The sequence below is a fragment of the Acinetobacter sp. YT-02 genome (assembly GCF_002412355.1).
Classification (GTDB): domain Bacteria; phylum Pseudomonadota; class Gammaproteobacteria; order Pseudomonadales; family Moraxellaceae; genus Acinetobacter; species Acinetobacter towneri.
In genome coordinates, this window is the sequence record NZ_NOZT01000074.1 from 1 (window position 1) to 9,706 (window position 9,706).

General features: G+C 39.3%; 9 protein-coding genes and 3 pseudogenes. 7 read left to right on the top strand and 5 right to left on the bottom strand.

What is annotated here, in order from left to right; all coding sequences use genetic code 11:
- Positions 1 to 105, top strand: a pseudogene (locus tag CF596_RS13720) (IS21 family transposase); the annotation flags it as partial.
- On the top strand, positions 105 to 878 hold the full coding sequence (gene istB / locus CF596_RS13725; protein ID WP_096902795.1) for an IS21-like element ISAba8 family helper ATPase IstB: 774 nt from the start codon (positions 105 to 107) through the stop codon (positions 876 to 878). The pseudogene CF596_RS13720 and the gene istB, both read left to right, overlap by 1 nt.
- Positions 879 to 953: 75 nt before the next feature.
- On the opposite strand, the pseudogene CF596_RS13730 reads toward istB, so the two are convergent.
- Together CF596_RS13730 and CF596_RS13735 are read right to left on the bottom strand one after the other, a co-directional pair.
- A pseudogene (locus CF596_RS13730) lies at positions 954 to 1,597 on the bottom strand (IS256 family transposase); the annotation flags it as partial.
- A 112-nt stretch (positions 1,598 to 1,709) separates the two neighbouring features.
- A complete protein-coding gene (locus CF596_RS13735; protein ID WP_096902796.1) occupies positions 1,710 to 2,108 on the bottom strand; it encodes a hypothetical protein in 399 nt (132 codons plus the stop codon).
- A 468-nt stretch (positions 2,109 to 2,576) separates the two neighbouring features.
- On the opposite strand from CF596_RS13735, the gene umuD reads away from it, so the two are divergent.
- Complete coding sequence (gene umuD / locus CF596_RS13740) at positions 2,577 to 3,149, top strand: translesion error-prone DNA polymerase V autoproteolytic subunit (RefSeq protein WP_096902797.1); 573 nt, start codon at positions 2,577 to 2,579, stop codon at positions 3,147 to 3,149.
- Positions 3,146 to 4,444, top strand: coding sequence for a Y-family DNA polymerase (locus CF596_RS13745; protein WP_096902798.1), 1,299 nt, complete (start codon positions 3,146 to 3,148; stop codon positions 4,442 to 4,444). Before umuD ends, CF596_RS13745 begins: the two co-directional genes overlap by 4 nt.
- 237 nt (positions 4,445 to 4,681) lie before the next feature.
- On the opposite strand, the gene xseB is transcribed toward CF596_RS13745, so the two are convergent.
- Both xseB and xseA read right to left on the bottom strand, forming a co-directional pair.
- On the bottom strand, positions 4,682 to 4,876 hold the full coding sequence (gene xseB, locus CF596_RS13750; protein WP_001058302.1) for an exodeoxyribonuclease VII small subunit: 195 nt from the start codon (positions 4,874 to 4,876) through the stop codon (positions 4,682 to 4,684).
- Entirely contained in the window at positions 4,866 to 6,134 is a 1,269-nt protein-coding gene (gene xseA, locus CF596_RS13755; RefSeq protein ID WP_096902799.1) for an exodeoxyribonuclease VII large subunit, read from the bottom strand. Before xseA ends, xseB begins: the two co-directional genes overlap by 11 nt.
- Positions 6,135 to 6,350: 216 nt before the next feature.
- Here xseA and CF596_RS13760 point away from each other — a divergent pair, with 216 nt between their 5' ends.
- Both CF596_RS13760 and CF596_RS13765 read left to right on the top strand, forming a co-directional pair.
- Complete coding sequence (locus CF596_RS13760) at positions 6,351 to 7,655, top strand: HipA domain-containing protein (RefSeq protein ID WP_096902800.1); 1,305 nt, start codon at positions 6,351 to 6,353, stop codon at positions 7,653 to 7,655.
- A complete protein-coding gene (locus CF596_RS13765) occupies positions 7,648 to 7,926 on the top strand; it encodes a helix-turn-helix transcriptional regulator (protein ID WP_096902801.1) in 279 nt (92 codons plus the stop codon). The genes CF596_RS13760 and CF596_RS13765 overlap by 8 nt, the downstream gene beginning before the upstream one ends.
- 116 nt (positions 7,927 to 8,042) lie before the next feature.
- Here the strand turns inward: CF596_RS13765 and CF596_RS13770 are convergent, their stop codons facing one another.
- Positions 8,043 to 8,240, bottom strand: a complete 198-nt coding sequence (locus CF596_RS13770) for a hypothetical protein (protein ID WP_096902802.1) — start codon at positions 8,238 to 8,240, stop codon at positions 8,043 to 8,045.
- Between the two features lie 207 nt (positions 8,241 to 8,447).
- On the opposite strand from CF596_RS13770, the pseudogene CF596_RS13775 reads away from it, so the two are divergent.
- A pseudogene (locus CF596_RS13775) lies at positions 8,448 to 9,604 on the top strand (IS4 family transposase).
- The last annotated feature ends 102 nt before the right edge of the window (positions 9,605 to 9,706 follow it).

The following is a 9,706-nucleotide window of genomic DNA, read 5'->3' on the forward strand; positions in this document are numbered from 1 at the left end:
ACAGGTTCCAGCACTGTACCTGTTGCAGCAGCACAGCATGTCATGCCCTACGAGAGTTTGCAGCATCCCTTATCGGTATATGACCAGTTGCTGGGAGTTTCCTGATGAATCTGCAATACGACCGTATAGAGCAACTTTGCCAAAAGCTCAATCTGCCTGCCATCGCATCACAATGGTCACATCATGCACAACAAACATTAGGTCAAGATGGAAGTTATGCCGACTTTGTTGAAGCGATCTTGACGCATGAATATGCTGCCAGGCAACAGCGCAGCCAGCAGGTCCTGATGAAACTCTCAGGCCTGCCTCAAGTGAAAACCCTGGAAGGTTACGATTTTAATTATGCACTGGGTGCTCCCAAATCACAGGTGGTCGAGTTGTTCAACCTGAGCTTTATTGCTAGAGCAGAAAATGTGGTGTTTCTCGGGGCTAGCGGTGTAGGGAAAACGCACTTATCTATGGCATTAGGCTATAAGGCCATCATGAACAATGTCAAAACCAAGTTTATTACCGCCGCCGATCTCATGCTGCAACTGAGTACAGCCTATCAGCAAGGTAAATTGAAAACCTATATGCAACGTGCGGTACTGGGACCAAAGTTACTGATTATCGATGAAATTGGTTATTTACCGTTTGGACGTGAAGAAGCGAATCTGTTCTTTAACGTGATTGCCAAGCGTTATGAAAAAGGCAGTACGATATTGACGAGTAACTTACCCTTTAGCCAATGGTCTAAGTCATTTGCGGATGATGTCACGTTGACCGCTGCGATGTTAGATCGGTTATTGCATCACTGTCATGTGGTACAAATATCGGGTGAGAGTTATCGTTTGAAGGATAAAAAAAGAATAGGGATTCAGCCTCAGGTTGAAATTTAATACGAGATCAAAGGGGTCAATTTTACTTTGCCATTTGTAAGGTAAAAGGGGTCAATTTTAGAATGCCGTTGACATTAAAACCGATAACCAGAATTTAGCCCCCTCGTTTTCTGCCATCCATAACCCCAATAGTTCTTTATGCCCCTCTGTATTGACACCCAATGCAAGGAATACAGCCTTATTGATGATAGTATTATCCTGACGTACCTTGACCACGATGCAGTCTAAATACACGATAGGATACAAGGCATCCAAAGGGCGACTTTGCCATTCTTTGACTTGTTCTATAACTGCATCTGTCACCTTGGAAATCAGGGTGGGTGACACATCTGCATCATACATTTCCTTGAATGTAGCAACAATGTCCCGAGTCGTCATACCTTTGGCATAGAGGGATAAAATCTGGCTATCCATTTGCGTGATACGGGTCTGATTTTTCTTGATAGCTGTGGCTCAAATGTACCCTCACGATCTCTAGGGGTATCTAGTTCAAACTCACCATCATCAGTCAGTAGACGCTTCGTTGTGTAACCATTGCGAGCATTTTTGCCTGTTCGTGGGCTATTCTTTTCGTAACCTAAATGGTCGGTGAGTTCCGCATTAAGGGCAGTTTCAACAGTCAATTTCTTTAAAGCCCGACTAAAATCATTGAGATCGGCTTCGGTTTTTAGGTTCTTGGCTAACTCTTTAGCGAGTCCCAACATTGCTTCATCTTTCATGGTAAACACCTTTTGTTTGACCCCAACAACGTTGGGGGGAGTTTAAGCGTTTACACAGTTTTATTTACAGTCTCTCGTATAAGGTGTATTATGTTAATTTAGTTTTTCTAATTTAATCGACTTTTTGATCCATCTTTAATTTTTCAAGACCCGCCATACAACCAATATATGTTTTTTGTTGATTTTCATAGAATTTATTAAAATCATCCAAATTAGCATCATCATCAAGATTGTTTTTTTTCACCCATTCTTTATAAGAAGAAAAATTCTGAATCACAAAATCTAATAAATTTATTCTAGTTTTGGTTAAGTCACACCACTTACTTTTAGATTCTATTTTTTCTGACAATGGGATTTTTTTATCATCATAGTCTTTCGAATAGATCATATTATTAATTACGGCTTTATTGTGTTCACCATTTAAATTTTGATACTGTTTATCAAATTCTTCACTAGATAAAGCAAAACAACTGCAACTAACAAATAACAGTATAAAGCTTAGTAATTTCATTATCTTAAATGCCATAAGTTTTCATTTATTATAAAAGAAAATTTCAACAAAGTCTTAGTCTATTTAACATAATCAATATTATACGAAATGCTTTTTAAATTGTGTTATAATTCCATGTGTTGATACTAGTTTTATAGCCCATTCACCCTCGAATGGGCTTTTTTTATGATTGTTCACGTTCCACGATCAATAACTGAACAATGTTCCACAGTTTTATTTAATGTTGCTGAACAATCAATGGATACCAGTAAAGCCCTTTAGGTCTTCTGTTGCTTCAAATATAAAGTCTCTACGATCAAGGATTAGACAATCTTTATTGTGTCGTCTGATTGATCTTGTGGCTTTGCTAATATCATGGCAATCCCAAGATTTGGGATAATACTTTATTAAAGAACGGACAATCTTGTTTTTATATTCTGAGTTTTCTATAATCTTAATTATGTTACATAATCAAGATTGATAATAAAAATGACTAAAAATAAGCATGGTGGTGCACGCAAAGGTTCTGGCCGTCCTTTTGTCTATAACGAACCGACCAAGGTCATTCGGGTGCCAGAGTCTCGTGTATTGGAAATCAAACAATACCTGAAGAAAAATGACACTCCAAAGTTTAACGATATTTCCTCTATTACATTGCTTGAGACAAAAACACATTATGAGATTCCTGTTGCTTTGCAAAAAGTTGCTGCAGGCTTCCCTTCCCCTGCTCAAGACTATATCGATAAGACCCTTGATCTAAACGAGTTTCTTATTCAAAACCAACAGGCAACCTTTATCGTTGAAGTGGAATCCTTATCCATGCGTGATGCAGGGATTGATCTGAATGACAAGCTAATCGTTGACCGTAGTATTGAAGCCAAGCATGGAGATATTGTTCTGGCATTGATTGACAATGATTTTACGATTAAACGTTTGATGATTGAGGGTAATCAATGCTGGTTGCAGGCTGCTAATCCTGATTTTGCTGATATCCATTTGAAAGATAATCAAACCATGCTGATTTGGGGTGTGGTTACCAGTGTGATCAAGAAGTTCAGATGAGCAGTTACGAGCGGATTTATGCCCTGATTGATATTAACAACTGCTATGTCAGTTGTGAGCGGGTATTCAATCCCAGTCTGAATAATAAACCTGTGATTGTGCTCAGCAATAACGATGGCTGTGCTGTGGCAAGAAGTAATGAAGCCAAAGCGCTAGGCATCAAAATGGGCGTTCCTCTCTTTCAAATACAAGATATTGTTCAGCAACATCAGGTCGTGGTGTTATCCAGTAACTATGCTTTATATGCTGAAATGTCCAAGCGTTTTCATTCAATTTTGGCTAGTTTTGTTGCGCCACATGAACAGGAAATCTATTCAATTGATGAGTGTTTTTTAGACCTGACCAGTTATGCACAAAATTTTGACTTAACTCAGTATGCGCATCACATGAAACAACGCTTGTTGGATTGGATTGGCTTGCCCGTCTCGATTGGTATCGGGCGTAGTAAAACTGAAGCCAAAATGGCCAACCATCTTGCCAAAAGAAGACAGGGTTTCAAGGGTGTGTGTAACCTACTCAATATGGATTTCCTAGATCAGGAAATGCTTTATTCAGACATTGAGGTCGGTGAAGTTTGGAGCGTTGGTCGTAAGTTAGTTAAAAAACTAAATGCCATGGGAATCTCTTCAGTGCTGGATTTAGTGATGCAAGATGCACATCGCATGGCGAGTCTTTTTTCTGTGGTAATGCAAAGAACAGTATTGGAGCTGCAAGGTGTTTCTTGTATGCAGTTAGATGATGCCCCTCCCCCCAAACAGCAAATCATAGCAAGTCGTTCATTTGGTGAAAAAGTTACCGAGCTAGATGATCTCAAAGAGGCTATGGGCAAATATGTACAGGATGCGGTCATACGTTTACGAGCAGACGCTTCCTTATGTGGATGTGTCATTGCTTTTGTGCAATCGAATCCTTTTGATTCAAAGGCTCCCTATTACAGTAAATCGTTGGCTTTTGAGTTTCCTGAACCGACGGATTGTGTTTTGGATCTGATTAAAACAGCCATGCAACTGCTGGAACACATTTATAAATCTGACGTGAAATATAAAAAGTGTGGTGTAATTCTGACGGATTTAATTGCTAAGCAGCGCTTTACTCCTGACCTGCTGACAGACCACAGCCAGCGTGAAAGTAATGAAATTCTCATGCAAACTTTAGAAGCGGTACAAGCGAGATATGGGAAAACTAAATTAGCGGTTGGCAGCTGCTACTTACCACAACGAAAGTGGTCTATGAACCGTACTCATTTGACCCAGAACTATTTCAGCTGGCAGGGATTATTAAAGATCAGCCATTAAATTAATTAGCCTCACCTATTTGGTTTAAGTCAGCTTAATGAAGAACTCGACACATAAGCCGACACAGGCTTGATCTTCAGTCAACCATTTAACAACGTAAGTATGTTGTTTGGGATCCATGTAACACCTCTCGAGGAAAAGGTGGTTAGTAATAAAACTCTGCTCAAGCAAATTTATTGGGTTAACTGTCAGTTTTCACCATCTCATGTCCTTTATTTCTAGAACATTCTAGAATTTTTATTCTTTAAAGGTGTCATTCAACGCCTGTTGCACAGCATCAATACGTAACTTACAGGCTTTATAGGCAGTCATGGATTCTTCAACGATCGCCATCAGGTTATCAATATCCGGTTCTTCCTGAGATTCAAGAAATTCGGCATTTTTCTTGAGAATTTCATAGCCTTTCTTGAAACTTAGTTCTTCATTGTTCATGTGCGTTCACCTGTGTCACGGTGGCATCAATGGTGCCATCCTGAATTTCAATCTGTAATTGCTGGTCAATAATCTGCTGGATGGAACGGATGGCTTTGCCTTGGCTACGGACAATTGCATAGCCCTTGGCCATCACATTACGTGGATTCTGTAGCAAGGTTTCCCTCATCAATGACTCCACCTGCTGTGAAGCTAGTTTAATCTGTTGTTGAGCAAGATACTGAGTATCACTTTTCAGCATATCAACGCTACGCTGGACCTCATTGATCTGGTTCTGTGTTAGAGTTTTGATAGTTTTCAGATACTGATCATTCTGGCTCTGGTAGGCCATCAACTGTTGCTGTGACAGTAGCTTGATGGTCTGCAAAGCAGTACTAACTTCATTGACTCGCCCCACAATCAGGTTACGGATCCCTGCGATCACTTTACTCGGAGTATCAAAGGAACGGTGTGCAATTTCATCCAAAATAGTGCGGTCTTTCTCGTGGCCAATACCGACCCAGATCGGCACAGTTCTTTTACACAGCAGTGCGGCCAGATCATAATCATTCAGGTAAGCTAGGTCATTCACGGCTCCACCACCACGGATAATCACAATAAGGTCTGGTGCTATCAAGTAATCTTGAGCCCACTGTCTTAAGGCACTGCCCAAAACCTGAGTGATGCTGGCAGAAGCAGTATTACCCTGAAAAGTTGCTGAATGATAAACGAAATGACAGACACCAGCCTGAGCCAGGGCATCCGCATCTTTTTTAAAGTCACCTAACCCTGCAGCATTTTCCGGTGCAATGACCAAGACATTCTGAATATCAAAGGGTACCGGTAACTGTTTATTGTTATTAAGCAGGCCTTCCTCAGTCAGTCGCAGCAGAATCTGCTGATAGCGTTTGGCGATGTCTCCTAGAGTAAAGCTAGAGTCGATATCTTCGATATTGACCGAGAAGCCATATTGTGGATCAAATCTAGCTTTGACCTTGATCAGTACATTCAGGTCTTTCGACAGTTCAATACCACTTTCTCGTTCAAACTTTAGAATTATTTTTTGTGCCGTAAATTTCCAAATGGTGCCTTTACAACTAGCGATCACCTTATGGCTTTCTTCATCTTTCTCAGCCAACTCAAGATAATAGTGACCGCCTTTAATACTTAAATTACGGATCTCAGCCTTGACCCACACTGCCCCATCAAAAGTCAGCTGGATGACTTCCTGTACAGTGGCAAGGTATTCACTAAGGCTGAGTTGTTGACGTTCTGACATGATGTAAAGGATAGCTAAAATATAAGGAGGTAAGATTTAACCCAATATTGATCAATTCTACTGCAAATCAGATGAGTTTATTGCAATTTTGAGAAATGTATAAGTTCTTCTTAGACACCTAGAGTGATCATTGAGATTTTTAGTTTAATTATACTTTTATATTAAAATAGATATATAATCAATAAAATCATTATATTTTACTATTTTAATAAAATTATGAAGCAATACTGTACACTGCAAATCTACCAAGACTATGAATGGCATGACTGTGCTTTGGTTGAGGTTACGGATGATCAAAATGCTGGATGGCAGGCAGCTACACGTACATCATATTTGTTCGAATATGCTATTTCATATATGGATCTAAGAGATGGTCATGCGCTTGCTTATGACTTACCGGTGAACGTCCAAAATAGATTGGAATCAACTTGGCCAGCATTTCTTATGGATCTATTACCTCAAGGATACGGTCGCAAAGAATTACTAAGACAGCTTGATTTTTCTGAGAATGTTCAGGAACAAGCGGACTGGGCGCTTTTAAAAGCAGGCGCAGGAAATCCAATTGGGAATCTGCGAGTCAAAGAGGCTCATGAGTGGTTACAGAGTCATTTCCCAAAGCTGCAAAATCAGGGATTTAGCCTAAGCAAAATTATTGAACGTAAAGAGAAGTTTATTGAATCGCTCGCATCTTATGGACTTTTTATTGCCGGTTCATCTGGTATTCAGGGTGAGTGGCCAAAATTGTTGTTAACACAAGGTTATGATGATCTTTTCTATCTAGATCATACTCTTCCAGATGATCAAGTTAAGCAGCATTGGTTGGTTAAATTTAGCCGCGGCAGTGATCAAAATTTGAATAAAATCCTGATGAACGAAGCTTTGTATATGAAAGTCGCTCAGTACTTGCAACTACGTGTACACCGGGATCTTGAGCTACATGGCAAGACTTTGTTTATTCCAAGATTTGATCGCAAAGTAATTAATGGCAAAGTTGAAAGAATTGCTCAGGAAAGCCTTGCATCTCTAGGTGGGAAGGCGGGCTTTGGGGTTAGAATGACCCATAATCAAATATGTACCCTGCTTATGGAGGCTTGTACCGAACCAAAGCAGGAAGTATTTGAGTATTTGAAGCGTGATCTCGCAAATGTTGCCTTAGGCAATAAAGATAACCATACTCGCAATACAGCAATCCAACGCTTCAATAATGGTAAAATTCAGCTCACACCATTATTTGATTATGCGCCAATGTGGTTACATCCTGATGGTATTGCACGTACTACTCGTTGGGAAAGAGATGATCATGGTGGTATGCCACTTTTGAGTTCTGTGATTGAGCAGATAGCTGAAAGCACTTCGATTGATCCACAAGAAATTAAAACTTTATTAATTGAACAGTTACCAATTTATCGGGGACTGTTAGAAAAGATGCAGGCTCTTCAAGTAGCGGATGAAATTCTGGAAAATAGCCAATATCGAATAATCAATATTTGCCAGCAGTTGGAGGAGATCAGCCATGGATAAACGTTTTAAACCATTGACCCCTATTCAACAAATGGAAAAAAGACTATCTGTGCTTGAAACCATCAATAATCATCCAGACTGGTCTTTTTATCAAGTTGCTCGATTTATTCGAACAGAGCTACATTTAACACTGAATGATATGGCTAAAATTACTAAGATTGCGCCACAGACACTGCAAAAAATGGAGCAACCAGGGAGCAATCCTACTTTGAAATCCATGCAGAAATTACTCGATACTTTCGGTTTACAATTACAAATGAAAGTTAAATGATTTTTAATTCTGAGCCATCGGTTTTTCTAAAATCTTATCCGTTTAAGGATACAAAGAGGAAATAAACAGGCTCTAGGTTGTTTTATGATTATTTTTAGACAAACGACTCCAAAACCTTATGTAGCAAGGGTTTTGTCTCTACAGTAATTAATTTGTTTTTGAAAAAATGGAGTAGAGTGTTTGAAATATGAATAATCGAATTCGGTTTCTGTAAGCACAGTAATTTCATCTGCATGTGCTTTATATTCATCTATATTTTCGAGTAATTCATCCTCTGAGAATGGGAGTTTTTTTTGATTTTCAGTGTCGTTCATAGAGTCATATCCTGAGAAGTTATTTAGATCATCATAAACCAGACATTTTTAATGGTGAGAATACAGACACTTTAAATGGTTTCTAACACAAAAAAGGGAGCTTATAGCTCACTGCTGTCCCATAGTTTGATTTAAATAAAAAAACCTGAGTCTGAATCGTTAAAATATAAGTGCGAACCAACACTTTAACGACCAAGGACTCAGGTTTTGTCATATCAGAATACCGTATTTCATCAATTGATTAAACCCATACTCCGACAAGATTTTGAACGTCTTGTTCAAATACATCATGTCGGTCAGAAATTTAGAGCCGCTTCAAGATGGGATCAGTTCATTGCCATACTGATGTCTCAACTTTCCTGCAGACAAAGTCTGCGGGATATTCAATCTAATCTAGAGTGTCAACAAGAAAAGCTGAATGCTCTCGGAGCAAAGTCTATCACCCTCGCAGTACACTGGCTCGAATCAATCAGGAACAGCCTGCAGCCTTGTATGAACAGCTATTTTACACCTTGCTTAAATCTTATGAACACTCAAAAGTAGCTCATAAATTCCGCTTTAAGAATCCCTTATATTCCCTGGATGCCAGCCATATTGATCTGTCATTTTCCTTATGTGAATGGGCCAAAGTGCATGAATCCAAAGCCAGCATGAAACTTAGCGTTGGCTTAAATTACAGCAATACCATTCCTGAATTTGTGGCGCTTGGGGATGGCATTGAAAATGATATGGTACAAGGCAGAGCATTCAAATTTCCTGCTGGCAGTATTGTCGTATTTGACAAAGGATATATTGATTATCAATGGTTTGCCCAATTGACTCATCAAAAGGTCAGTTTTGTCACCCGATTGCGCCCAAAGACAGTTTATCAAGTGAAATCTAGCCGCAGCGTATTAGCATCTAAAGGTATTATTGCGGATGAATGGATTGAATTAAGTAGTGCTTATGCAAAGAAAAGAGGTGCTCCCAAATTATTAAGACGTATAGAATTTTATGATACCGATAAGAACAGGACGTTTGAGTTTCTGAGTAATAACTTTCATCTGGCAGCATTAACGATTGCTGCAATTTATAAAGACCGTTGGAAAGTGGAGCTGTTCTTTAAAGCACTTAAACAGAATTTAAAATTAAAGTCATTTCTAGGCCGAAGCCGTAATGCCATACAAACTCAAATTTGGATCGCGTTAATCGCCTATTTGCTGGTGAGTTTCGCTCAACATCTGGGGAAAGAAGGCTGGACAGTGCAGCGCTTACTCAGAATCATTCAAGTGAATTTGTTTGAAAGAAAAACGTTAAAAGCTTTATTCTCACCCGATAAAATCCCCATTAAACAAGAGGAAGCTTATTTAAGCTTCCTCTTGTGAAAAATTGTGGGACAGCAGTGGCTTATAGTGAATAGCCACCAAAATTCTAGACACACCTAACCATCTTTTGATGGGCCTTTTCATAATCTAATGGAGAACGCT

Bases quoted from the DNA above. Each gene is read 5' to 3' on its own strand.
- xseA (WP_096902799.1), bottom strand. From the start codon at position 6,134: ATGTCAGAACGTCAACAACTCAGCCTTAGTGAATACCTTGCCACTGTA.
- CF596_RS13770 (WP_096902802.1), bottom strand. From the start codon at position 8,240: ATGAACGACACTGAAAATCAAAAAAAACTCCCATTCTCAGAGGATGAA.
- CF596_RS13745 (WP_096902798.1), top strand. From the start codon at position 3,146: ATGAGCAGTTACGAGCGGATTTATGCCCTGATTGATATTAACAACTGC.
- umuD (WP_096902797.1), top strand. From the start codon at position 2,577: ATGACTAAAAATAAGCATGGTGGTGCACGCAAAGGTTCTGGCCGTCCT.
- CF596_RS13735 (WP_096902796.1), bottom strand. From the start codon at position 2,108: ATGAAATTACTAAGCTTTATACTGTTATTTGTTAGTTGCAGTTGTTTT.
- istB (WP_096902795.1), top strand. From the start codon at position 105: ATGAATCTGCAATACGACCGTATAGAGCAACTTTGCCAAAAGCTCAAT.
- CF596_RS13760 (WP_096902800.1), top strand. From the start codon at position 6,351: ATGAAGCAATACTGTACACTGCAAATCTACCAAGACTATGAATGGCAT.
- xseB (WP_001058302.1), bottom strand. From the start codon at position 4,876: ATGAACAATGAAGAACTAAGTTTCAAGAAAGGCTATGAAATTCTCAAG.
- CF596_RS13765 (WP_096902801.1), top strand. From the start codon at position 7,648: ATGGATAAACGTTTTAAACCATTGACCCCTATTCAACAAATGGAAAAA.